Raw genomic sequence first — 25,434 nt, 5'->3', positions numbered from 1 at the left:
AGTGTGTAAAGGTTTTTATATTTCTTGACAGGAACATTCCCCTTTTCTTAAACTGTTCGTAAAATAAACAACAATTTCAGGCGTACGGATGAAAATCAAATCGTTATTAATCATTGTAGTGTTAGTTGTTATTGGGGCGTTTATCTATTTTACAAGTTACAATGGCATCCAAACAAAGGACGAAAAGGTAGTGGCCGCATGGTCTGAAGTACTCAATCAATACAAGCGTAGAGCTGATTTAGTCCCTAATTTAGTTAATACCGTAAAAGGTTACACCACACACGAAAAAGAAGTTTTAATCCAAGTAACTGAAGCTAGAGCAAAAGTCGGATCGATTCAGATTAATGCTGATCAGCTAACTAACCCAGCTACATTCTCAAAATTCCAACAAGCACAATCAGAATTGAGTTCAGCATTAAGTCGCTTAATCGCAGTAAGTGAAAACTATCCAGAACTGAAAGCCAACACCCTTTATCAAGATTTAATGAGTCAGCTTGAAGGTACTGAAAATCGCATTACTGTTGCGCGCGGGCGATATATCGAAGCGGTACAAACATTTAATATCTATATCCGTAAGTTACCGACTAAATGGATTGCTGATAGCTTAGGAAAACAACCAAAACAGCAATTTACGGTAGATGATGAAAAGCAAATGTCTAATCCTCCCGCAGTGAATTTTGGATAATTATTATCGTGAAAAAATATTTTCTATGTAGCATATTGTTCATAATTAGTTGGCTCAGTTATGGGCTAACTGATATTCCCGCATTCAAACATCGAGTGATTGACACGACTAATACATTAACATCGTCACAATTAAGCACACTTGAAGCAAATTTGAGTGATTATGAAAAATCACAGACAGACGGGAAACAAATAGCGGTTTTAATGATCGCTAAGCTTGATAATGAAACCATAGAACAATACGCAGATAGAGTCTTTATTCAATGGAAAATCGGTGAAAAAGGGCAAGATAATGGCATCTTATTACTGATAGTAAAAGATGACAAACGTATGCGCATTGAAGTTGGTTATGGACTTGAAGGAACCATTACCGATTTAGTTGCTAGCCATATTATTCGCGAACAATTAGCTCCACAGTTTCAGAAAAATAACTATTATCAAGGTATTGACAATGCATTGTTGGTACTGAAACAAAAAATTGATGATTCTAACCCAAAAGACGATGATACTCAGGACCAAAATCTCAATACTTTATTGGCGGGGGACTTTGGTTCCAAACTAATTAACTATGGACTAGTATCATTTTTTATCTGTTTTTTACTAACCAGTCTATTTATCACCAAAGTTAGTGCCAAACGAAGTTTAGGAACAGGTTTACTCAACGGACTGTCTATTGGTGGATTTACTTTATGGCAAGGTTACCCAGTACATATCGCATTACCTCTGTTATTTTTAGCTTTCGTTGTCAGCACCATGATAAGCGGCATTTTAACTGCTAGAGGTGGTCGCGGTGGCGGCAGTAACCGCCGTGGTGGTGGCGGTTTTGGTGGATCAGGTGGTGGCTTCGGTGGTGGATCTGGTGGCTTTAGCGGTGGCGGAGGAGGTCGCAGTGGAGGTGGGGGGGCATCCGGTAGTTGGTAATACAATTAATCCTATCACAACATCTAGTTAAATATTAACGACTAAAAAGCAGTCAGAAAAAATATTGATTTTATTTAAGTTTTTGTCGGTTTTTAGAGCTTTTAATTGAAGGATAAATAGATTTTCCCAGTCAATCTTAGGCTAGGCGTGCTTTTAAGTGGAAAGCTAACTTTAGCTTATTTTATGATCTAAATCACAAAAGTGAACATAAATTAAATTTATAACTTATCAATTTAAGAATAACAAAGCCTGCCTATTACTGTATTTTCCTACCTTTATAACAAATTTCCTGTTGTTGATGGAAAAAGTCTCTATCCAAATTGGTTCTCATTTCATTTAGGCTTAAATCATCCTAAAACAATAATATGTACATAGATTATGAACCAAATGAAGTTTCGTATGATCGAAGATAATCTGGATCTAGAATTAGTTACTAAGCAAACTATTGAAATAATTAATGATTGGCTAGCTGAATGTCACATTTTTCAAAATGATGTCCAAAAGGCGATGTTGTATTCCCACATTAAAGCTATGGTAGAAAGAGCAAAAAATTTAGAAAAGCTTCCCAAAGTCGATCCGATGCTTTTTGATGAAATTTCGGAAGAATCATTATTATTGGCACGTAAAACAATAGAATTATTCAATAATTTACCAATGGAAGAGGCTTATTTATTAGCGGTGCATTATGAAGTCGCTAAGGCAAACTAAAACTAAAACAAATACTAGACATTCTAAAATGAAAATTAAATAGGAGAAACATTATGACTGAAGTAGTTATTGTCATTGGCGATAGAATGGGAAAAGGACAGAAAATAGCAAATGGCATTAATTCTGTGGAAGGGTGCCGTGCTATTGTTATTCCTGGTATGGCAGCTGATATGAAGTTGGGTGATGTGATGAATAAAGAAAATGCGGATTTAGGACTTTCTTTTTGTGGTAGCGGTGGTGCTGGCGCGATTACAGCACAAAATAAATATGGCTATCCACAACGTCATGGTATGCGATCTATCGAAGAAGGTGAAACGGCAATTAATGAGGGGTGTAAAGTCCTTGGCTTTGGTTTTATGGATACAGAAGAGCTTGGGCAACGTGTTGCAAAAGCTTTTTTGAAAAAATATCCACGTTCATAAAATGGAAGATAAGAATGAAAAAAACTCAGCAGATGACCGTAAAAGTAAAAGGCCTTGGTGATTCTAAACAAAGGGCATTTGCGGCAGCACTAAGTCAGGTTCAAAAAGAGGTACTTAAAAATACACATAATATTATGTTACGTATTGAACCGATTGATATTCAGGTTGTATCAGCAATAGAAAAGATAACCACTGAGCGGTTTTTGTTTATCTTTTTGCCAAGGAAAAAAGCATTTTATGAAGTTACGCTCGCTGTATCTGTTGATGTCATTTTTATTGATCTAAGTGAAATTGAATTTAGCTCTAAATAACATAACGGAAAAGGAAAGTTATGGAAATCTTAATTATTGCATTGAAGTCTATTGTTATCGGTGGGCTTTGTGGTTTTGGGGTCGGTACCGGTGCTGCTCGCATGTTTCATGCACCAACATATCAAGGTATGGGAGCATTTCGCACATTAGGTGAGCTTAATTCTTGCGAAGGGGATCCTGCTGCGCATTTTTCTTTTGGCCTCGGATTTTTCTTTAATGCTTGGGCTTCATCTGTTGCAGCTGGTTCTTTTACTCAAGATGTTGATCATCGTATCATTCCAAATTGGGGGGCAGCGTTACTGATGGTAAAAAATCGTAATATTACCGAAACGTTACATGAACCGAAAAAAATGGCATCTGTGTGCACAATTATTGGTGTACTTGTTGTGCTATTTTTAAATACCACAACCTCAGCAATCCCCGATTCCTTGAAGATTACAGCAACTAAAGTACTCGTTCCTGCTGCCAATTTACTTGTAGCAACTGTCATGCCGGTTATCTTTTGGTTAGCTGCGTTAGACGCTGGGCGAAGAAGTGGCTTTTGGGGAACACTATTTGGCGGGCTTGCACAGTTAATTATGGGGAATGCTGTACCAGGACTTGTATTAGGTATTTTGATAGGCAAAGGTGTGGATGATAGTGGTTGGAATCGTGTGATGAAGATCATGTTGGTTGCCGTTATTATCTTATTTGTCATGAGCGGATATTTCCGTGGCTTTGATATGAAGATGATTAACTCTTTTAGAGATGGTCTATCTTATTGGTTTAAATAGTATAGGGAACACGTTATGAATACAGAAACAACCATTAATAAGAGCTTTTGGTATGCCGATTGGTCATTCCCTATTATCTGTGGATTATTATCTGCTGGGATTTTTGCTGGGACGCATACTTTTTATGTTTATGGTATTGGTGCATTTAATGAAATTGCTTTTGTCGCCATGCTTAAATCAGGAATGACAACAGGCGATTATGGTGCAGTGGCTGCTTTTGGGGCGAGCTTTTTATTTGCTCGAGTCATTGAAGGGTCGTTAGTCGGTATATTAGATATTGGTGGTGCCTTACAAACTGGTATTGGTTTAGGCGTTCCTGCATTGCTTTTAGCGGGCGGTTACACATTACCTGTCGAAAACTTTTTTGCTGCGTTGGTAACCGGTCTTGTTTTAGGTGTATTGATTGGGTTTATTATTATTATTATTCGTAAATTTACGCTAAATAGTGGCGGTGGCTCAACATTTGGGGCTGATGTCATGATGGGGGCGGGTAATACATCGGGAAGATTTTTAGGACCAATGATTATTTTATCGGCGATGGTTGCCTCAATTCCAATTGGTATTGGCTCATTACTTGGTGCGCTTATCTTTTATGTATGGAAAAAGCCTATCACTGGTGGTGCAATATTAGGTGCAATGATTTTTGGTGGGATCTTCCCAATTGCGTGATTTTAATACTCCTTTGTCATTGCCTAAATTACAGAGGATTTGGATTTAATTATGTATGATTTAGTGATAAAGAAAGCAAAATTAATTGACGAATCGATCGTTGATATTGCAGTTCATTTAGGCAAGATTGTTGAGATTAGTAAGAACATTACAGAACAATCACAACAGATTTTAGATTTACATGCTAAACACTACATTAGTGCTGGATGGATTGATTCTCACACTCATTGCTTTGCTCGTTCACCTATTTATTACGATGCACCTGATTTGATCGGCACTAAGGCTGGTGTCACCTCGGTAGTTGATGCCGGTAGCGTTGGTGCGCTTGATATTGATGAATTTTATCAATTAGCGCAACAAGCCAACACTCATGTTTATTCCTTTTTAAATATCTCGAAAATAGGGCTGATACGACAAAGCGAACTTGCCGATATGCGTGATATTGATGTGCCTTTATTCGACACAATGTTAGCCAAATATTCTCATTTTATTATTGGAATAAAAGTGAGAATGAGTCGTAGTGTGGTTGGTGAAAATGGAATATTACCGTTGGTCAAAGCCAAAGATATGCAAAAAAAGAGTGGATTACCTTTAATGATTCATGTGGGAAATAATCCGCCAGAGCTTGATGATATTGCCGATATGTTAACAAAAGGAGACATCATCACTCATTGTTTTAATGGTAAGCCGAATCGAATTTTTGATAAAGAAAATAATCTTCGCGATTCAATCCGGCGGGCTATTAAGCGAGGCGTAATTTTAGATATTGGTCATGGTGGTGAGAGTTTCAGTTTTGCTGTTGCTGAAAGGGCAAAATTACTTGATATTTATCCAACTACAATTAGTTCCGATATATATTCTAAGAACCGTATTCAAGGGCCAGTATTTAGTCTAGCAAATGTTATGACCAAGTTTATTTGTTTAGGTTATAGCAGGGAGCGAATTATTGATAGTGTTACAAAAAATGCAGCACAAATTTTGCATCTTGAAAATAAAGGTAAATTATCCATTGGTTATGATGCAGATCTCACTATTTTTGATATCAAACAAGAAACAGTTTCGTTATCGGATTCAGAAGGTGAAGTTCGTCAAAGTCATGAGCAGTTTGTTCCTTTGGCATGTGTTGTAACTGGGAGTAAAGAACATACTGTGTGTATTGGAATAACAGAAGAAGGTAGTAAAAATGGGCTTAAAATCTCAAACTGAAAAAGATATATATAGTAAATATCACTTGAAAAAAGTGATTAATGCTTCGGGCCGTATGACTATTTTAGGTGTTTCGACGCCAAGATCAGAAGTGGCAGAAACAGTATTGCATGGTTTAAATGAGTATTTTGAAATTAAAGACTTAGTTGATAAAACGGGACAATATATCGCTAAATTACTCAACGTAGAAAATGCGGTTGTTGTATCTTGTGCTTCGGCTGGCATTGCTCAAGCCGTTGCAGGAATAATTGTCAAGGATGACTATGATCTGCTATTTAACTTACATTCGTCAGATAAATATGTCCCTCGAGAAATTATTATCCCTAAAGGTCATAACGTTAATTTTGGTGCACCGATTAGTACGATGGTTTCACTAGGTGGTGGTATTGTGGTTGAAGCGGGTTATGCTAATGAATGTAAACCAGAACATATTGAATCTTTAATTAATCCAGATACAGCGGCTATTTTATATGTTAAATCCCATCATTGTGTGCAAAAAAGTATGCTATCAATTGCGCAAGCTGTCTGTATTGCTCAAAAACACAAAATTCCATTAATTGTTGATGCTGCTGCTGAAGAAGATTTGCAAACATATTATCAACAAGGCGCTGATTTAGTTATTTATAGCGGAGCCAAAGCGATTGAAGGGCCAACCAGTGGTTTAGTTATTGGTCGTCAAAAAGCTGTTGGATGGGTAAAAATGCAGTCGCAAGGTATTGGACGATCAATGAAAGTTGGTAAAGAGGGGATTTTAGGTTTAACTAAAGCAATTGAGCTTTATCTTACCGAACCACAGAAAGAAACAGGACAGCAAATGGTAGGTAAAATGACATCATTTATTGAAAAGTTAAATGAACTTGATGGAATATCGGCCAACGTCGTTTGGGATGGCGCAGGGCGTGATATCGCACGTGCAGAAATAGCGTTTGATGCTAGCGTGATAGGTAAAACTGCAATCGAAATGGTGGATCTGATGAAACAAGGCGAAATTGCAGTTTACTTCAGAGAATATAAAGCCAATGAAGGCAAAGTTGATGCCGATGTGCGTAGTGTGACATCAGCTCAACTCGATATTATTTACAACAAAATTAAAAATATTATTCAAGGAATAAAATAATGCAACTGACTCCCAATTATTACAATGGCCGTGTTTGTTTAAACGTATTGGCTAATTCTATTGATAATGCTAAAGCTATTTATGAGGCAGCAAAAACACATGTTGTTGTTGGTGTTTTATCTAAAAATTATCCCGATAATGCCTCTGCTATTTCTGATATGAAAAAATATGCGTTAGCGATCGATAATGCGATTTCAGTTGGTCTGGGGGCTGGTGATCCAAATCAATCAATAATGGTGTCTGAAATTTCTGCTGTACTTCAACCACAACATGTTAATCAAGTTTTTACTGGTGTCGCTACAAGTAGAGCTTTATTAGGGCAAAACGAAACAGTTGTTAACGGATTAGTTTCGCCAACAGGGAAAGTTGGTTTAGTTAATATTGCAACAGGACCGCTAAGTGCTAAATCACCGGCCGCGATTGTACCAGTTGAAACGGCAATTGCTTTATTAAAAGATATGGGAGGAAGCTCAATAAAATATTTTCCTATGGGGGGATTAAAGCATCAGGATGAATTTGAGTATGTTGCTAGATGTTGCGCAGAAAACAATTTTTATCTTGAGCCTACCGGTGGGATCGATTTAGATAACTACGAGGATATTTTAAAAATTGCTTTAGACGCAGGTGTGAAAAAAATCATTCCTCATATTTATAGTTCTATTATTGATAAAACGACTGGCGAGACGAGAATCAGTGATGTCAAACAGCTTTTATCAATTACCCAAAAATTAGTAGGATAAGATATGTCATCTAAAGTGCTTTTTTCTTATCAGCGATTAGCGTATCTATTTGATACGATAAAAAATGAAACACTACCTCAGCAAGAGCTAGCCAATCGTTTTTCTGTGTCTACACGAACAATTCGGACTGATATTTCAGCACTTAACGATATTTTATATGATTATGGTGCCCAAGTTGAATATACCAAGAATATAGGTTATCAACTTGTGGTATCTGATCCTAATTGTTATGCAACATTACCAATTACACCACCAATAGAGCAGGTCCCACGAACAAGTAAAGAGCGAGTTTCTGCCTTATTGATTGCTTTTTTAACGCAAACAAATCCTGTTAAATTAGATGATATAGCAGAAAAGTGGTTTTTAAGTCGTAGTACTTTACAAAATGATGTTATTGAAGTTAAGCAGTACTTAGATAAATATAATTTATCACTCGAAAATCGTCCCTATTATGGAATGCGGTTAGTTGGTGAAGAATCATCTATTCGGGCAAGTTTAACTGATATTCTATGGCGACGTCATATGGTCGAAGATACTATAACGGTAGATAGACTTAGACAAACTATTTTGAATGATATCGATCTAAAATATCTTGAGCGTATTTTACAAAACCAATTTGAACGTTTTGAATTAAAATTAAATGCTGAAGGGCAAGGGTATTTACTTTACAGTTGTGCGGTTTCTATAACTAGAATTACTCAAGGTTATGAACTCCTTGAATATCAAGTCGATAAAATAAATACGACGATTATTAGTGCTGCTCGTGAAATTTCGGAAGGTTTTTCTTACTTTTTGGGTAGTGTGCTTTCTGATGCCGAATTTAACTATTTGTGTGTGCAAATTGCCTCACGAACAATTATGGATTCACCTAATCAAGCAAAAAGTTTGGCATTGGTTAATCATATTTTATCTTATATAAATGATTCTTATCACTATAATTTATGGGATGATGAAAAATTATACCAAGATATGCTAATCCATATTTCTTCAATGTTATCAAGGATTAAATATCAAATTAGAACAACTAATCCTTTATTATATGAAATTAAACAATATTATCCTTTTGCTTATGATATTACATTATCTGCGCTAGCTAATACCGAAATGTATACTGAATCAAAAATGACAGAAGATGAAATTAGTTACTTAGCGGTACATATCGGCGTGGCACTAGAGCGTAATTATAATGCTGGACATGAAAGATATGCGCAAATTTTACTTGTTAGCGAGCTTGGTAATGCCGCTTTGCGTATGATTGAATCAAAAATTAAACGGGATTTTCCGCATATTAAAATAAATCGAACTCTTTCTTACCGTGAATATGAACAGCTGGTAAATATTGAAGAAGATTTTGTTGTTTCAACCGTTCGTTTAACAGAAAAAAATAAACAAATAGTCAAAATTTCACCATTTCCTACACCTTATCAGCTTGAACAATTGGGGCGGTTGGCAATGATCGATAGAACTATGCCTTATATTATTGAGAGATTTTTTGATGAGAAGTTTTTTCTTATTATCGATAAGCCTGTTACACAAAAGGAGCTTTTAAAAAAAGTTTGCCAAAGACTTGAGCAATCAGGTTATGTCGAACAGGATTTTTATCCTTCAGTTATTGAGCGAGAAACTATCGTGTCAACATTGTTAGGTGAAAACATCGCGATCCCTCACACTGTTGGTTTATTAGCAAAAAAAACAATGGTAGCAACCATTTTGGTACCACAAGGTATTGCATGGAATAAGAATAAAATTGCACATGTTATTTTTTTGCTAGCAATTAGTAAGGATGAATATGAAGATACCATGAAAATCTATAATTTATTTGTCAATTTTGTCAAGGAAAGAGCAACTAAACGTTTATTAAATAGTAAAACATTTGATGATTTTCGCGCTATTGTTAAGGATAGTTTTGGGCGATTGTCATAGTATGATCATAAAATATGAAAATACATCGCTAGGTAAAACTCTTTTATAATAATAAAATTACATAAATTTAAAAATAATAAGGTAATAGCCAATATTTAAATCAAATTATATTATTATCTGGCATTGACGAAAACCTTATTTAAAGGTAATATGCGCGCCTTATGTATTGTGTTCTTTTTAAGAAGGAACATAAGAGTAACTTTAAGGTAGCATGCATATTTTATGCAAAATAAATTGCCATTAACAATTGACCCAATTAAAGCAGCACAAAAAAGGCTTGATTATGTTGGATATTATCCAGCTAAAAGTGTAGCTAGGGTTGAAAGTCCACAAAGTGATATTGAGTGCAGCTTATCTTTTAAGTTTGATGAGCAGCGGCTTTGTGTTATTACAATTGATGCAAAAATAACGTTAGAACTGATTTGCCAACGTTGTTTTAAACCTTTTATCACAGAAGTTCATGTGATGAATAAATTTAGTCCTGTTAAGAGCGATGCTCAAGCAGAGGCACTACCGGAACATTATGAGCCCGTTCTTATGAACGAGTTTGGCGAAGTAGATATATTAGCGTTACTTGAGGACGAAATCATTCTCTCGTTACCAATTGCGCCGGTACATGATAGTAAACACTGCGAAGTGTCAGAGGCTGATATGGTATTTGGTGACATTCCAAGTGAGAATGAAAAACCGAATCCATTTGCAATTTTAGTTAGTTTAAAGAATAAGGGGTAAATCCATGGCTGTTCAACAGAATCGTAAAACTCGTGCAAAACGTGGTATGCGTCGTTCTCATGATGCATTAACAGTTGCTAATATCTCAGTTGATGAATCAGGTAAAACACATTTACGTCATCATGTAACCGCAGATGGTTATTATCGTGGTCGTAAAGTGATTTCTAAATAATTATTACCTAATTAGAAATCCTCAGGTGACATTTTGGATAATCTAACCATTGCGTTAGATGCTATGAGTGGGGACTTCGGTCCTCGTGTTGTTGTTCCTGCTGCAATACAAGCGCTAAATTGTTATCCAAACCTTTCTATTTTTCTGGTGGGCGATCCATCAGAAATGAGTCTTTTTTTGTCAAAAGAAAATGCAAAACTTGTCTCTCAATATCAACAAAAGAGGCGGTTAATTTTGACCGAATCGACTACGGTTATTGCTAATGATATGAAGCCTGCCTATGCAATTCGCCATAGCCAAGGTTCGTCAATGAGAATTGCGCTTGAACTAGTTAAAAATAACAATGCTCAAGCCTGTGTAAGTGCTGGTAATACCGGTGCACTGATGGGGTTGTCTAAACTTCTATTGCACTCTTTAACCGGTATTGATCGCCCAGCATTAGTTGCTACTATTCCTGCATTAAATAACCAAAGTACAGTTGTATTAGATTTAGGTGCTAATGCTGAATGTGACAGTGATATGCTAGTACAATTTGCTATAATGGGTGAGATATTATCTAAAACCGTACTAAAAATTGAGAATCCTCGAGTTGCATTGCTTAATATAGGCGAAGAAGACATCAAAGGATTGGATAAAATACGTACCGCTGCTTCTATTTTAAAATCGAATGATCAGATTAACTACATTGGCTATTTAGAAGGTAATGAGCTGTTAACCGGTAAAACAGATGTATTAGTCTGTGATGGTTTTGTTGGCAATGTGACGTTAAAAACAGTAGAAGGCTTAGTTAAAATTTTCATGTCTTCCTGTAAATTGTCTTTTGGTAATAATTCATTATTAATTAAAATTTTAAGTAAATGGTTACAGAGAAAGTTCTCAAAAAATTTTGGTTATCTGGAACCTGGGCGATATAATGGTGCTTGTTTGCTTGGACTCCGAAGTATTGTGATCAAAAGTCATGGTAGTGCCAATCCAAAATCATTTTTTGCAGCAATTGAACAAGCTATTTTGGCTATACAAACAAATATACCTGAGAAGATTGCAACCAGCCTTTCTTCCGCACTACCCAAGAGCGAATAATTAGATGTATACAAAGATATTAGGAACAGGAAGTTATCTTCCAAAACAGATAAGAACTAATGCAGATCTTGAAAAAATGGTCGATACTAGTGATGAATGGATCACAACACGTACAGGTATCAAAGAAAGAAGAATTGCAGAGCCAAATGAAACAGTAACAAGTATGGCTTATCAAGCTGCTTTAAATGCAATTGAAATGGCCAATATCGATAAAGAAGAAATCGGTATGATCATTGTTGCAACGGCAACGTCGGTCAATGCATTTCCAAGTTCAGCTACAGAATTACAAGCCAAATTAGGTATTGGTGATGTTGTTGCATTTGATGTATCCGCTGCTTGCTCGGGATTTGTGTATGCGCTTGATATTGCCGATAAATATATTAAAAGTGGCGTAATTAAATATGCCTTAGTTGTTGGTTCAGACATGTTAACCCGTGGTGTTGATCCAAATGACCGAGGGACTATTATCATTTTTGGCGATGGTGCAGGAGCAGTTATTGTTGGCGCATCAGAAGAACCAGGTATTATTGCTTCACATCTTCATGCTGATGGTCGTTATGGTGACTTATTGAAATACCCATATGTTGATCGTCGTGATATGAATGATCCTGTTTATATGACTATGCATGGTAATGAAGTTTTTAAAGTGGCAGTGAAAGAGCTGTCAAATTTGGTTGACGAGCTTTTAACTGAGAATGCGCTTAACAAAGCAGATTTAGATTGGTTAGTACCACATCAAGCTAATTTAAGAATTATTTCCGCAACTGCAAAACGCCTAGATATGGATATGAGCAAAGTTATTGTCACATTAGATAAGCAGGGCAATACCTCTGCCGCTTCTGTGCCTTGTGCTTTAGATGCTGGCGTGAGAGATGGGCGAATTCAACGTGGTCACCTAATCTTATTAGAAGCCTTTGGTGGTGGATTTGTTTGGGGTTCTGCGTTAGTTAGATTTTAGTTTATGATGTATTTTTAATGATCAAGGATTTAAATAATGACCAAATTTGCAATGGTATTTCCAGGACAAGGCTCACAAGTTGTCGGCATGTTAAAAGATCTTGCTGATAATTTTCCGATTGTAAAATCTACTTTTGATGAAGCTTCTGAAGTACTCGGTTATGATTTGTGGGATTTAGTACAAAAAGGTCCAACAGAAGAATTAAATAAAACATGGCAAACACAACCCGCACTACTTGCTTCGTCTGTTGCAATATTTAGAGTGTGGCAAAGTGTGAATGGTGTTCAACCCGATTTTATGGCAGGTCATAGTTTGGGCGAATATTCAGCATTAGTTTGTGCCGGTGTGATTGATTTTAAAGATGCAATTAAATTAGTCGAATTACGTGGAAAACTAATGCAGGAAGCCGTCCCAAGCGGTACGGGGGCAATGTATGCCATTATTGGGTTAGATAACGAATCGATTAGCAAAGCATGTGAACAAGCAGCCCAAGGTCAAATTGTTGCCCCAGTAAATTTTAATTCACCAGGTCAAGTTGTTATTGCAGGTAATAAAGAAGCCGTTGAACGTGCAGGTGCATTATGTAAAGAAGCAGGCGCAAAACGTGCATTACCACTCGCTGTCAGCGTGCCATCACACTGTGCATTAATGAAACCAGCAGCCGATAAATTAGCAACGACATTAAATGACATTGAATTTAGTACGCCAAAGTTTGCAGTTATTAATAATGTTGATGTGAAAGTTGAAACCTCTGCCGAAAAAATTAAAACGGCATTAATTTCTCAGCTTTATAGTCCTGTACGTTGGACAGAAACTGTTGAATACATGGCAAAACAAGAGGTAACACTTTTAGTTGAAATGGGACCAGGGAAAGTGTTAACTGGCTTAACTAAACGTATTGTTGATACACTTTCTGGTTTGGCGGTTAATGATAAAGCATCATTAGACATAGCATTAGAAAACACAAAGTAAAAGATAAAAGAGGTAGTTATGAACCTATCAGGAAAAATTGCTTTAGTTACCGGTGCAAGCCGTGGGATTGGTAAAGCAATTGCAGAAAAATTAGTTGCTTGTGGTGCAACGGTTATTGGTACGGCAACAACAGAAAAAGGTGCGGAGGCTATCAGTCAATACTTAGGCTCAAATGGCAAAGGTTTTGCTTTAAATGTAACAGATGAAGCATCAATCGAATCTGTTATTCATGCAATAAAAAACGAATTTGGCGACATTGACATTCTAGTCAACAATGCAGGTATTACACGTGATAATTTGTTAATGCGAATGAAAGAAGAGGAATGGCAAGATATTTTAGATACTAATTTAACATCAGTATTCCGCTTATCTAAAGCATTAATGCGCACAATGATGAAAAAACGTTATGGCAGAATTGTAACTATTGGTTCAGTAGTGGGTACAATGGGTAATGCTGGTCAATCTAACTATGCGGCAGCGAAAGCAGGATTAATTGGTTTTAGTAAATCATTAGCTCGCGAAGTGGCCTCACGAGGTATTACTGTTAATGTCGTTGCCCCTGGTTTTATTGCAACTGATATGACTGATGCATTAACCGAGGAACAAAAAGCGTTAACATTGGCACAAGTGCCTGCTGGGCGTTTAGGTGAACCGGTGGAAATTGCTAATGCTGTTGCCTTTTTGGTTTCTGATGAAGCATCTTACATTACGGGTGAAACTTTACATGTCAATGGTGGCATGTATATGGTGTAATTGGCTAGAATAGTGTAAAATGAGCCAATACCATGATGGTTTGAATAAAAAATAAGCAATCGGGTTGAAAAATGATTGGCATCTTTTTCAACATTTTATAAACTTAAATTCACCGCCACTTTCGGCGATTTTATAGGAAAAAAAAGAGTATGAGCACTATTGAAGAGCGAGTTAAGAAAATTATTGTTGAGCAACTTGGTGTAAAAGAGGAAGAAGTTAAAAATGAATCTTCTTTTATTGAAGATCTTGGCGCTGACTCTCTTGATACAGTTGAATTAGTTATGGCTTTAGAAGAAGAATTTGATACCGAAATTCCTGATGAAGAAGCTGAAAAAATCACAACTGTTCAATCAGCAATTGATTATATTACTGCAAATCAATAAGGTTAGCAGAGTTTTCATAATAGGCGGTCAGATGATCGCCTAGTTTGTATTTGTGTCTTTAATTTTTAAATTAAAGGAAAACGTGCATAAATATAAAGTGATAGAAAACTCAAATTAAAAATTTTCAATGATTCAAATTTCATTTCAATCATTTCCTGGAGGACAATGTGTCTAAACGCAGAGTTGTTGTTACTGGGATGGGCATGATATCTCCTGTAGGTAATACAGTTGAATCCACTTGGCAAGCTTTGTTAGCTGGACAAAGTGGTGTTGAACTCATAGAACACTTTGATACAGCCCCTTTCGCAACGCACTTCGCAGCGATGGTTAAAAACTTTAATGGCGAAGATTATAATATTTCACGCAAAGATGCACGTAAAATGGATTATTTTATCCAATACGGCATAGCTGCGGGTATGCAAGCAATGCAAGATGCTGGCATTGAGATCACGGCAGAAAATGCAGAACGAATTGGTTGTGCCATAGGTTCAGGTATTGGCGGGCTTGGATTGATTGAAGAAAACCACAGTGCATTAGTCAATGGTGGGCCACGTAAAATTAGTCCTTTTTTTGTACCCTCAACAATTGTTAATATGATTGCAGGTCACTTATCCATTATTTATGGATTAAAAGGACCGAGTATTACTATTGCAACAGCATGTTCTTCCGGTGTACATAATATTGGTCATGCAGCGCGTATGATTGCTTATGGTGATGCTGATGCGATGTTAGCTGGTGGTGGCGAAAAAGCCAGTACTCCACTTGGAATTGGTGGCTTTGGTGCCGCTCGAGCCTTATCAACCAACAACAGTAATCCTAAAGCAGCAAGTCGACCTTGGGATAAAGATCGTGATGGTTTTGTGCTTGGTGATGGTGCGGGAATCATGTTCTTAGAAGAATATGAACATGCTAAAAAGCGTGGCGCTAAAATTTACGCTGAACTGGTTGGATTTGGTATGAGTGGCGATGCTTATCATATGACTTCACCTCCAGCTGATGGTAGTGGTGCGGCCTTAGCAATGCAATGTGCACTTCGTGATGCAGGCATTAATCCTGAGCAAGTGGGGTATATCAATGCTCATGGTACATCAACACCAGCCGGTGATAAAGCAGAAACCCAAGCGGTAAAAAGTATTTTTAAAGAAAATGCCAACAAAGTTATGGTTAGTTCAACTAAATCAATGATAGGGCATTTATTGGGTGCTGCTGGCGCTGTTGAGTCTATTTTCACTGTACTTGCACTGCGTGATCAAGCAGTTCCACCAACAATTAACCTTGATAATCCTGATGAGGGCTGTGATCTTGATTATGTTCCGCATACAGCACGTCAAGTGAAGAATTTACAATACGCACTTTGTAATTCTTTCGGTTTCGGTGGAACCAATGGTTCAGTGTTGTTTAAGAAAATTTAATTTCTTGTTATTCGCCAATAGATACTATTGGCGGAATATCTTTAGTCGATGATTTTTCACTTATAAATTTTATAATGAAAATGACCTCTATCATTTCAGCTCAATTAGAACTTACAACTAAAGAGAATAAGAATATTCCTCTTGCTTGTGTTATAATCTCAAACTAACTTTATAGTTTCATTTCTGGTAATTATGGCGGAACCTAAATTTATTCATCTTCATTTGCATAGTGATTTCTCGATGGTTGATGGAATTGCTAAAGTTGGCGCATTAGTAAATGAAGTGAGCAAGTTACAGATGCCAGCTTTTGCGATCACAGATTTTACCAATCTTTGTGGACTGGTTAAGTTTTATGGTTCTGCAATGTCAAAAGGTATTAAACCGATCATAGGTGCAGATCTTGCTATTAGAAGTTCTCAAATGCCTGATGATATTTATCGGTTAACGCTTTTAGCTGCTAATAATCAAGGATATCAAAATCTTACTTTATTGATTTCTAAAGCCTATCAGCGAGGATATCTTGGTAATTTACCTGTTGTTGATAATGAGTGGTTAGTTGAACATCGAGCTGGATTAATTGTATTAGCAGGGCGAGAAAGCGATATTGGTATCGGTATTGTTCGCAATAATCAAATTATCATTGATAATGCTATTAATTTTTACCTTGAAAACTTTAATGAGCATTTTTATTTTGAGTTAGTACGGACTAGACGAGCCAATGAAGAGTTATTTATTCATCGTGCTGTGAATTTGGCTGAGCAATATTTGTTACCCGTTGTTGCAACTAACGATGTTCGATTTTTGAAATCTTCTGATTTTGATGCTCACGAGATTCGTGTTGCTATTCATGATGGTAATACGCTAGAAGATCCTTCCAGACCTAAAAACTATTCGGCAGAGCAATATCTACGAACAGAACAGGAAATGTGCGAACTATTTTCTGATATTCCTGAAGCGCTTGAAAATAGTGTTGAAATAGCAAAACGCTGTAATGTTTCCATTCGATTGGGTGAATATTTTTTACCTAAATTTCCAACCGGCGATATGTCAACTGAAGACTTTTTAGTGCATAAATCACGCGAAGGATTAGAAGAAAGACTAGCGTTTTTATTTCCTGATCCAGAAGTTAGAAAGCAAAGACGACCTGAATATGATGAGCGTCTAGAAACCGAATTAACTGTAATTAACCAAATGGGCTTTCCTGGTTACTTTTTGATTGTTATGGAGTTTATACAATGGTCGAAAGATAATGATATTCCAGTTGGTCCAGGACGAGGCTCTGGTGCTGGTTCGCTAGTTGCATATGCTTTAAAAATTACCGATTTAGATCCACTTGCGTTTGATTTACTTTTTGAACGTTTTTTAAATCCAGAACGTGTTTCAATGCCCGACTTTGATGTTGATTTCTGTATGGAAAAACGCGATCTGGTTATTGATCATGTGGCTGATATGTATGGTCGCGATGCTGTTTCCCAGATTATTACCTTTGGTACTATGGCAGCTAAAGCGGTCATTCGAGATGTTGGAAGAGTGCTTGGGCATCCTTATGGGTTTGTCGATCGTATTTCAAAATTAATACCTTTAGATCCAGGTATGACATTAGCCAAAGCTTTTGAAATTGAGCCTCAGTTACAAGAGTTATATGATAATAATGAAGAAGTCAAATCATTAATCGACATTGCACGGCAATTGGAAGGTGTAACCCGAAATGCTGGTAAGCATGCCGGTGGTGTTGTGATTTCACCTACTAAGATAACTGATTTTTCTCCAATTTATTGTGATCCAGAAGGACATCATCCGGTTACTCAGTTTGATAAAAATGATGTTGAATATGCAGGTCTTGTAAAGTTTGACTTTTTGGGATTACGGACATTAACCATTATTGATTGGGCAATCAAAATGATTAATGAACGTCAGCTGCGAGAGGGTAGCGAAAAAGTCGATATTACCCGAATTCCTTTAGATGATGAAAAATCTTTTGAATTATTATTAAAAGCTGAAACTACAGCGGTGTTCCAACTTGAATCCCGTGGTATGAAAGATTTAATAAGACGTCTAAAGCCCGACTGTTTTGAGGACATGATCGCTTTAGTTGCATTATTTCGTCCAGGTCCCCTACAATCAGGTATGGTGGATAATTTTATTGACCGAAAACATGGACGAGAAGAGGTCTCTTATCCTGATATTAAGTACCAACATGACTCATTAAAACCTATTTTAGAACCAACGTATGGTATTATTTTATATCAAGAACAAGTGATGCAAATCGCACAGACCCTATCAGGTTATACGTTGGGTGGAGCTGATTTACTACGTCGAGCTATGGGTAAGAAAAAACCCGAAGAGATGGCAAAGCAACGTTCTGTTTTTAAAGATGGCGCTGAAAAACAAGGTATTGATGGTGAGCTGTCGATGCGAATATTTGATCTGGTTGAAAAATTTGCTGGATATGGCTTTAATAAATCTCATTCGGCCGCTTATGCGCTTGTTTCTTATCAAACATTATGGCTAAAAACTCACTATCCTGCCGAATTTATGGCTGCAGTTATGACCGCCGATATGGATAATACCGATAAAATTGTCGGTTTGGTTGATGAATGCTTACGGATGGGATTAAAAGTCAATCCTCCAGATATTAATAGCGGTCTGTATCACTTTCATGTAAATGATAAAGGTGAGATTGTTTATGGTATTGGGGCTATAAAAGGTGTTGGCGAGGGTCCTATTGAGGCAATTGTTGAAGCTCGTAACAGTGGTGGATATTTCAAAAATATTTTCGAACTTTGTGCTCGAACAGATATGAAGAAGATTAATCGTCGAGTACTTGAAAAACTTACTATGGCAGGTGCCTTTGATAAATTAGGTCCACATCGGGCAGCTATTTTACATAGCATCAATGATGCAATGTTGGCAGCAGATCAATATGCTAAAGCTCAAAATATTGGTCAAGAAGATATGTTTGGCGTTTTAGCTGAAGAACCAGAACAAGTTGAGCATGCTTATGCTGCAGTTCCTGAATTACCTGATCAAGTTTTGCTTGATGGGGAACGTGAGGCCTTAGGACTTTATTTAACAGGACATCCAGTAACACAATATTTAAAAGAATTAAATCGTTATACAGGTGGACTACGAATTAGTGAGGCCTCTCCAACAGGTTGGGGGAAGATGGTCACTTTTGCAGGTATTGTTGCTGATGCTCGGGTACGAATTACTAAAAAAGGAAAAAAAATTGGTTTGTTCACCTTGGACGATCGTTCAGGTCGGATCGATGGTATGCTTTTTGCTGAGTCTTTAGAAAATTTTGGGCATTTACTTATAAAAGATAAAATATTGATTGTTACAGGTCAAGTGAGTCATGACGATTTTAACGGTGGTTTTAAAATATCTGTGCGTGATATTGTTGATCTAAAAGATGCTCGAGCTAAATATGTGAAAGGATTGTCGATTACTTTAACTGAAAGTGAAACAAATCAATCAATATTACAACGTTTACAACAACTGTTTGAACCTTATCGGCATGGTAGTGTACCTGTTAACTTATATTATCATCGAGATGATTCAGTTGTTAGGATTCGATTTGGCACGACATGGAGAGTTATTCCAGAAGATGCTTTAATTATTGAATTAAAAACACTACTTGGTATTGATCGTATCGAATTTGAGTTTGAATAAATAAAGCTACTTCTAGTAAATGCAAGTGGCAAAATATTGGAATCGTTGAAGTCTAATGATATAAATATAGGTGACTTTAATGAGTATTACATAGTAGAATTGATTTAATTTTATCTTAAAAATTAGTCAGTATACTATATTAAAGAGTGTATTTTTTTAAAATACCAAATAAATTAAGAGGCAATTACAAGCGTTATGAACAATTTTTTGGAATTTGAAAAGCCGATAGCGGAATTAGAAGCAAAAATTAATTCCTTAAAGAATATTGATTCACAACAAGTTGAATTAGATATTAATTTAGATAAAGAGATTAAGCTATTACATAAAAAAAGTCGTGAATTAACAAAAAAAATATTTGCTAATTTAACTCCTTGGGAAATTGCGCAATTAGCTAGACATCCAAATCGTCCTTATACATTGGATTATATAAAAGAGATTTTCACTGATTTTGATGAATTAGCTGGGGATCGAGCTTATGCCGATGATAAAGCAATTGTTGGTGGAATAGCTCGTATTGATGGACGAGCTGTAGTAGTTATTGGACATCAAAAAGGACGTGAAACAAAACAGAAAATTTATCGAAACTTTGGTATGCCGGCTCCAGAGGGTTATCGTAAAGCTTTACGATTAATGCAATTAGCCGAACGTTTTAAATTGCCTATCATTACTTTTATTGATACTCCCGGAGCTTACCCAGGTATCGGTGCTGAAGAACGGGGTCAAGCAGAGGCTATTGCTCGTAATTTAAGAGAAATGTCACGCCTTAAAGTGCCCACCATTTGTACAGTCATTGGTGAAGGTGGATCTGGGGGAGCGCTTGCTATTGGTGTAGCAGATAAAGTTAATATGCTTCAATATAGTACTTATTCTGTTATCTCACCGGAAGGTTGTGCTTCTATTTTATGGAAAAGTGCTGACAAAGCACCCGTTGCCGCTGAAGCTATGAATATGACCGCAGATAATTTATTAAAATTAAATTTGATAGATTCAATTGTGTCAGAGCCACTTGGTGGTGCTCACCGAGATTATACAGCTATATCTGTTTCACTTAAAACACAGCTACTGAGTGATCTTGACGAACTTGAAAGCATGGATTTATCTGTATTACTAGAAAGAAGATTTCAACGTTTGATGAACTATGGTTATGTCAGGTAACTTTAAATTTGGAATGTTATAATGAAAAAATCGACAGGATTACTACGTATCTTTAATGCGATAAAATACTCTTTAAAAGGCTTAAAATCAGCGATCAAACATGAAACTGCATTTCGTCAGGAGTTAATTGTATTAGGTGTGGCTTATATCATTGTAATGCTAGTCGATTTTTCTATTTATGAACGTATTTTGTTACTTGGTTCGATCGGTGTTGTGATGATTACCGAGTTAATTAATAGTGCAATCGAGTGTGTGGTTGATCGTATCGGCCATGAAAGACATGAGCTATCTGGCCGAGCGAAGGATTATGGTTCAGCTGCTGTATTTTTGTCGTTATTATTGACTATTACCCTGTGGATCTATCTATTTTCTTGTCACTTTTTCTCATAATTTTTTACTTAGACATAGATTTTTTTAGAATCTTTGTGACAATAGATAACTAATAAAAAACTATTCAGAAACGAGTTCTTTAATTATGTAATTTCCGGTTTTTTCTGTATCTAACGTTGTTTTTAGCCATGGCATAACTGCATGCATTTGTTCATGTAATTTCCATGGTGGATTAATTACTATCATTCCTGATGCGGTCATGCCTTTTTGATTGTTATCTGGTTTTATTGCTAGCTCAAACTGTGAAATTCGTTTAATACCTAAATTCACAATGCCATCAATCATTTTTTGTGTTTGGCTGCGAGACACAACAGGATACCAAATTAAATAGACACCAGTTGCAAAACGCTTATAGGCTTCAAACAGTGCTGTAGGAATTGTTTGATAATCGTCCTTTATTTCATAGGAAGGATCGATCAATATTATCCCACGGCGTGAATCTGGTGGTAACTTCGATTTTAATTGAGAAAAGCCATCTTCACGTAAAATTTTTGTTCGTTTATCTTTACTAAACTCTTGCCTTAATAAAGGATAATCAGTTGGATGTAATTCAGTAAGATTGAGCTTGTCTTGCTCACGTAATAATTGCTTGGCAATTAATGGTGAGCCAGGATAATATTTTAATTCTTCAAAAGGATTATATCTTTTTAGTATCGATATATAGGTATTTAACAATGCAGGGATATTAGATTGTTGCCAAATCAAATTAATTCCTGATAAATATTCACCTGTTTTTGCAGCATGTTCACTTTTTAATAGGTATCGACCTGCGCCTGAATGTGTATCTAAATATAAAAAAGGTTTTTCTTTTTCTTTTAATGATTCAATACAGAATGTTAAAACAATATGTTTTAATACATCCGCATGATTACCTGCATGATAACTATGACGATAGCTTAACATTATAAATTCTCCTTCTTTTGTTCATTTTTTTGCATATAGAAGGTCGTTAAAGCTAAACAAAGAAGGCAGGGGATCTCCATTAATTCTTCTATTAAATCTTTTCGTTCCCTTGTTATAACTAAGAATTGATGGCCAATACGGTGGTGTTCTGCAATATCAGCTATACCTAAGAATAAAAAAGCCAAAAATATATGCCACACTGGAATTTTTTCAAATTTATAGCGACGAACAATTTCTTGGCGAATTGTAGGTAAAAATATAGTGAGTATTGGAAGTAATATTAAAAAACTAGCAATAATTTTATAATAAAAACGAGGTACTTCAGGAAAAAAGTCTCGCCCCCAACTAATTCCCCGACCAAAAAGCATCAACCACCAAAATATTGTCCAAATCCAAAATTTATATAGATTTGAATGTTCAGCCATTTTTTTTGCATAACAGTAAGTATAGCCGCACATAAATAATAAAAAGAGTGATTGAACATGTTCAATAAGTGTGACAGTAAGTCCATTATATAAAGGTATAAAAAAATTACCTATAATATAAAGAGTAATACCAAGAATAATAATCGATAAGGAACTTTTGTAAAAATGATAATCTAATTTACACATGTATATCTTAATATCAAGTAGTGTTTTTAAGTTTGAGTATAGTATCGCATTTACGGCATAAATAACTAGTTTTATTATTTTGAATTTTATTATGTCTTATGGATGTTAGGTGATGTTGTTGACACTTGCAGTAGTATAAATAAGTATTGCGGTGTACTGTAAAACGATGAGTGGTCGTTGGGATTTTGCCTAATATTTCTGACATAATATATTGCCATTGTTTACCATGTGGCTTTACTTTTCCAAATTCTTTAAAAACAATTAGATGGGCTAATTCATGAGGTACCACTTCCTCAATAAAATGCATACCATTCTCTAGTAACATAATTGAATTAAGTTGAATTTCCCAACGTACTAAAAATGCACTGCCCGCAATGCTCCCTTTCGGTTTATAGATGATTTTAGGTTCTGTATATTGAGTATGTAGAAGTTGATTGGCTTGTATTAAGTGAGTTCTTAAACAAGCCATTACCTGATTATGTAAATAAATTGGTATGCGTTTATAGTCCAGCTGCATCGCGAAGTAGTGCTGCTTTATCGGTTTTTTCCCAAGGGAAGATATCTCGCCCAAAATGACCGTAACTTGCAGTTTGTTGGTAAATTGGCTGAATAAGGTCAAGCATCTGAATCAATCCATAAGGTCTTAAATCAAAAAATTCTTTGATAAGTGTAACAATTTTATGGTGATCGATTTTTTCAGTACCAAAAGTATTAACATAAATTGATGTAGGATTGGCAATACCAATTGCATAAGATATCTGTAATTCACATCTGTCAGCAAGTCCAGCTGCAACAATATTTTTTGCTACATAGCGTGCAGCATAAGCTGCTGAACGGTCAACTTTTGATGGATCTTTTCCTGAAAAAGCTCCACCTCCATGACGCGCGGCTCCGCCATAAGTATCTACAATAATTTTGCGGCCAGTTAACCCACAATCTCCCATAGGGCCACCAATAACAAAGCGTCCAGTTGGATTAATAAAGTATTTAGTCCTTGACGTTAACCATTCGGTTGGTAATGTAGGTTTAATGATTTCTTCCATAACAGCTTCATGTAATGCTTTTTGGTCAATGGCTTCTGAATGCTGAGTAGATAAAACGATAGTATCAACCCCTTTTATTTGACCGTCTTGGTAAATTAATGTGACTTGGCTTTTTGCATCGGGTCTTAACCAAGGAAGTGTACCATTTTTTCTGACTTCTGCTTGGCGACGCATTAAATCATGCGCATAACTTATGGCTGCAGGCATAAAGTTTGGCATTTCATTGGTCGCATAACCAAACATTATACCTTGATCGCCTGCACCTTGTTCCAGTGGATCTTTTCGATCGACGCCTTGATTAATGTCAGGAGATTGCTTGCCAATAGCATTAAGCACCGCACATGAATTTGCATCAAATCCCATTTCTGAACTGGTATAACCAATATCATTAATGGTTTTTCTTGTTAATTCCTCAATATCTACCCAAGCTGAAGTTGTGATTTCACCACCAACTAAAGCCATACCTGTTTTTACATAAGTTTCACATGCGACTCGTGCTTTTGGATCTTGTTTTAAAATAGCATCAAGCACAGCATCAGATATTTGATCGGCGATTTTATCTGGATGTCCTTCTGAAACGGACTCTGAAGTAAATAAAAATTCTGACATAATATATCCCCTTTTAACTTATTGAATGCAATGCTTGAACTACAATACTATAGTTTAAGATCTTTAATTTTAGCAGTTTTACCATCTAGACGTCTATTTTAATAATTTATTACTAAAAAAGCCAGTCTTCCCTAACACAAAATTGCTTGCATTAATTTTTAATCAATTTACGATATTGCGCGTTTCTAATTTATTATCTAATAACCTATAACTAAAAATGAATATTGTAAGACAATCTCCGTCGGTGTTAGTGTTTGATTCAGGTATTGGTGGATTAACTGTTTATAATGAAATCTATAATAAAGTGCCTAATGCACACTATATCTATGCATTTGATAATGAACTGTTTCCTTATGGAGATAAATCAGCAGAGTTTTTAATTAATAGAGTCAATTCAGTCATAGAAACTATTACTAAATTTTATACAATTGATTTAGCGGTTATTGCCTGCAATACGGCTAGTACTGTCTGTTTACCTAGCTTACGTTCTAAATTTTCTTTTCCTATTATTGGTGTTGTACCGGCTATTAAACCAGCTAGCTTACTTACTAAAAACAAATGTATAGGGTTATTAGCAACCAAAGCTACAATAGAGCGAACCTATACAACCAATTTAATTCAGCAATTTGCAGCAAATTGTAGTGTTCAATTGTTAGGCCTTTCTGAATTAGCACTTATAGCTGAAAATAAATTACAGGGTATTACTGTAGATATGCAACAACTAAAAGAATTAATGCAACCTTGGCTTGAATTACAAACAGTCCCCGATACAATTGTGCTTGGTTGTACGCATTACCCTTTTATTAAAAAAGAATTACAGATGATTTTTTCTCAAGCTACCTTTATAGATTCAGGTTATGCGATTGCAACCAGGGTTTATAATTTGTTAAATGATAAATACGATCTGAAACAAAAAACTTCAGATCCGTCTGAAAATATTGTGCTAAGTACAAACTATAACCAGTCTGTAGAAAAGTTGATTAAAAAATTATCGGATTATAATCTTAATAAATATCAATTAATTAAAGTTTAATGTGTTTGAATGTTGCGCTAACGAGTAAGTATTTTATCTTTTTTACTTGCCAAAAAAAAAGAAGTCCCTATAATGCGCATCC

The 25,434-nt window shown here is 35.9% G+C and carries 27 protein-coding genes; 23 read left to right on the top strand and 4 right to left on the bottom strand.

What is annotated here, in order from left to right; genetic code table 11:
• Nucleotides 1-88: 88 nt before the first annotated feature.
• The 22 genes from BQ5209_RS02605 to BQ5209_RS02500 all read left to right on the top strand — a co-directional run bounded on the left by BQ5209_RS02605 (nt 89) and on the right by BQ5209_RS02500 (nt 21,153).
• A complete protein-coding gene (locus BQ5209_RS02605) occupies nt 89-685 on the top strand; it encodes a LemA family protein (protein ID WP_085247021.1) in 597 nt (198 codons plus the stop codon).
• Nucleotides 686-693: 8 nt separating this feature from the next.
• Nucleotides 694-1,605: a TPM domain-containing protein gene (locus BQ5209_RS02600; RefSeq protein WP_085247020.1), complete on the top strand. Its 912-nt coding sequence runs from the start codon at nt 694-696 to the stop codon at nt 1,603-1,605.
• 399 nt (nt 1,606-2,004) lie between these two features.
• Complete coding sequence (locus tag BQ5209_RS02595) at nt 2,005-2,313, top strand: hypothetical protein (protein ID WP_208609930.1); 309 nt, start codon at nt 2,005-2,007, stop codon at nt 2,311-2,313.
• A 53-nt stretch (nt 2,314-2,366) separates the two neighbouring features.
• Entirely contained in the window at nt 2,367-2,735 is a 369-nt protein-coding gene (locus BQ5209_RS02590; RefSeq protein WP_085247019.1) for an SFCGS family glycine-rich protein, read from the top strand.
• A gap of 14 nt (nt 2,736-2,749) precedes the next feature.
• Entirely contained in the window at nt 2,750-3,046 is a 297-nt protein-coding gene (locus BQ5209_RS02585) for a DUF4312 family protein (RefSeq protein WP_085247018.1), read from the top strand.
• 20 nt (nt 3,047-3,066) lie between these two features.
• Nucleotides 3,067-3,819 (top strand): DUF4311 domain-containing protein, encoded by a 753-nt coding sequence (locus BQ5209_RS02580; RefSeq protein WP_085247017.1) that lies wholly within the window; start codon nt 3,067-3,069, stop codon nt 3,817-3,819.
• A gap of 15 nt (nt 3,820-3,834) precedes the next feature.
• A complete protein-coding gene (locus tag BQ5209_RS02575; RefSeq protein ID WP_085247016.1) occupies nt 3,835-4,488 on the top strand; it encodes a DUF4310 family protein in 654 nt (217 codons plus the stop codon).
• Between the two features lie 51 nt (nt 4,489-4,539).
• Nucleotides 4,540-5,694 (top strand): amidohydrolase/deacetylase family metallohydrolase, encoded by a 1,155-nt coding sequence (locus BQ5209_RS02570; RefSeq protein WP_085247015.1) that lies wholly within the window; start codon nt 4,540-4,542, stop codon nt 5,692-5,694.
• Nucleotides 5,672-6,811 carry a DgaE family pyridoxal phosphate-dependent ammonia lyase gene (locus BQ5209_RS02565; RefSeq protein WP_085247014.1) on the top strand — a complete coding sequence of 380 codons (1,140 nt, stop codon included), beginning with the start codon at nt 5,672-5,674 and terminating at the stop codon, nt 6,809-6,811. Before BQ5209_RS02570 ends, BQ5209_RS02565 begins: the two co-directional genes overlap by 23 nt.
• The gene (gene dagF / locus BQ5209_RS02560; protein ID WP_085247013.1) at nt 6,811-7,551 is read left to right on the top strand and encodes a 2-dehydro-3-deoxy-phosphogluconate aldolase; all 741 of its coding nucleotides are present in this window, start codon (nt 6,811-6,813) and stop codon (nt 7,549-7,551) included. The genes BQ5209_RS02565 and dagF overlap by 1 nt, the downstream gene beginning before the upstream one ends.
• A 3-nt stretch (nt 7,552-7,554) precedes the next feature.
• The gene (locus BQ5209_RS02555) at nt 7,555-9,474 is read left to right on the top strand and encodes a BglG family transcription antiterminator (RefSeq protein ID WP_085247012.1); all 1,920 of its coding nucleotides are present in this window, start codon (nt 7,555-7,557) and stop codon (nt 9,472-9,474) included.
• A 222-nt stretch (nt 9,475-9,696) separates the two neighbouring features.
• The gene (yceD, locus tag BQ5209_RS02550) at nt 9,697-10,206 is read left to right on the top strand and encodes a 23S rRNA accumulation protein YceD (protein ID WP_085247011.1); all 510 of its coding nucleotides are present in this window, start codon (nt 9,697-9,699) and stop codon (nt 10,204-10,206) included.
• Nucleotides 10,207-10,210: 4 nt separating this feature from the next.
• Nucleotides 10,211-10,378, top strand: a complete 168-nt coding sequence (rpmF, locus tag BQ5209_RS02545) for a 50S ribosomal protein L32 (RefSeq protein WP_025316508.1) — start codon at nt 10,211-10,213, stop codon at nt 10,376-10,378.
• A gap of 33 nt (nt 10,379-10,411) precedes the next feature.
• Nucleotides 10,412-11,458, top strand: coding sequence for a phosphate acyltransferase PlsX (plsX, locus tag BQ5209_RS02540; protein ID WP_085247010.1), 1,047 nt, complete (start codon nt 10,412-10,414; stop codon nt 11,456-11,458).
• Nucleotides 11,459-11,462: 4 nt separating this feature from the next.
• A complete protein-coding gene (locus tag BQ5209_RS02535) occupies nt 11,463-12,416 on the top strand; it encodes a beta-ketoacyl-ACP synthase III (RefSeq protein ID WP_085247009.1) in 954 nt (317 codons plus the stop codon).
• Nucleotides 12,417-12,452: 36 nt separating this feature from the next.
• On the top strand, nt 12,453-13,388 hold the full coding sequence (gene fabD, locus BQ5209_RS02530; protein WP_085247008.1) for an ACP S-malonyltransferase: 936 nt from the start codon (nt 12,453-12,455) through the stop codon (nt 13,386-13,388).
• 18 nt (nt 13,389-13,406) lie between these two features.
• Nucleotides 13,407-14,141, top strand: coding sequence for a 3-oxoacyl-ACP reductase FabG (gene fabG, locus BQ5209_RS02525; protein WP_085247007.1), 735 nt, complete (start codon nt 13,407-13,409; stop codon nt 14,139-14,141).
• Between the two features lie 149 nt (nt 14,142-14,290).
• Nucleotides 14,291-14,524 (top strand): acyl carrier protein, encoded by a 234-nt coding sequence (acpP, locus tag BQ5209_RS02520; protein WP_034910452.1) that lies wholly within the window; start codon nt 14,291-14,293, stop codon nt 14,522-14,524.
• A 167-nt stretch (nt 14,525-14,691) separates the two neighbouring features.
• The gene (gene fabF, locus BQ5209_RS02515; protein ID WP_085247006.1) at nt 14,692-15,936 is read left to right on the top strand and encodes a beta-ketoacyl-ACP synthase II; all 1,245 of its coding nucleotides are present in this window, start codon (nt 14,692-14,694) and stop codon (nt 15,934-15,936) included.
• A 192-nt stretch (nt 15,937-16,128) separates the two neighbouring features.
• Nucleotides 16,129-19,608, top strand: coding sequence for a DNA polymerase III subunit alpha (dnaE, locus tag BQ5209_RS02510; protein ID WP_085247005.1), 3,480 nt, complete (start codon nt 16,129-16,131; stop codon nt 19,606-19,608).
• A gap of 195 nt (nt 19,609-19,803) precedes the next feature.
• Nucleotides 19,804-20,763 carry an acetyl-CoA carboxylase carboxyl transferase subunit alpha gene (accA, locus tag BQ5209_RS02505; protein WP_085247004.1) on the top strand — a complete coding sequence of 320 codons (960 nt, stop codon included), beginning with the start codon at nt 19,804-19,806 and terminating at the stop codon, nt 20,761-20,763.
• 21 nt (nt 20,764-20,784) lie between these two features.
• On the top strand, nt 20,785-21,153 hold the full coding sequence (locus tag BQ5209_RS02500; protein ID WP_085247003.1) for a diacylglycerol kinase: 369 nt from the start codon (nt 20,785-20,787) through the stop codon (nt 21,151-21,153).
• 60 nt (nt 21,154-21,213) lie between these two features.
• Here BQ5209_RS02500 and BQ5209_RS02495 read toward each other — a convergent pair whose 3' ends face one another.
• From BQ5209_RS02495 to metK, 4 genes are all read right to left on the bottom strand, one after another.
• On the bottom strand, nt 21,214-22,056 hold the full coding sequence (locus tag BQ5209_RS02495) for a 23S rRNA (adenine(2030)-N(6))-methyltransferase RlmJ (RefSeq protein ID WP_085247002.1): 843 nt from the start codon (nt 22,054-22,056) through the stop codon (nt 21,214-21,216).
• On the bottom strand, nt 22,056-22,481 hold the full coding sequence (locus tag BQ5209_RS02490; RefSeq protein WP_143421832.1) for a hypothetical protein: 426 nt from the start codon (nt 22,479-22,481) through the stop codon (nt 22,056-22,058). Before BQ5209_RS02490 ends, BQ5209_RS02495 begins: the two co-directional genes overlap by 1 nt.
• Before the next feature lie 199 nt (nt 22,482-22,680).
• Nucleotides 22,681-23,184: a SprT family zinc-dependent metalloprotease gene (locus tag BQ5209_RS02485; RefSeq protein ID WP_085247000.1), complete on the bottom strand. Its 504-nt coding sequence runs from the start codon at nt 23,182-23,184 to the stop codon at nt 22,681-22,683.
• Nucleotides 23,168-24,319, bottom strand: a complete 1,152-nt coding sequence (gene metK / locus BQ5209_RS02480; RefSeq protein WP_085246999.1) for a methionine adenosyltransferase — start codon at nt 24,317-24,319, stop codon at nt 23,168-23,170. The genes BQ5209_RS02485 and metK overlap by 17 nt, the downstream gene beginning before the upstream one ends.
• Before the next feature lie 217 nt (nt 24,320-24,536).
• Here metK and murI point away from each other — a divergent pair, with 217 nt between their 5' ends.
• The gene (gene murI / locus BQ5209_RS02475) at nt 24,537-25,352 is read left to right on the top strand and encodes a glutamate racemase (protein ID WP_085246998.1); all 816 of its coding nucleotides are present in this window, start codon (nt 24,537-24,539) and stop codon (nt 25,350-25,352) included.
• Nucleotides 25,353-25,434 lie beyond the last annotated feature (82 nt).

The organism is Gilliamella mensalis, from assembly GCF_900103085.1.
Classification (GTDB): domain Bacteria; phylum Pseudomonadota; class Gammaproteobacteria; order Enterobacterales; family Orbaceae; genus Gilliamella; species Gilliamella mensalis.
The sequence above is the reverse complement of the archived record's forward strand: the minus strand, read 5'-3'. Positions and strand labels throughout refer to the sequence as shown.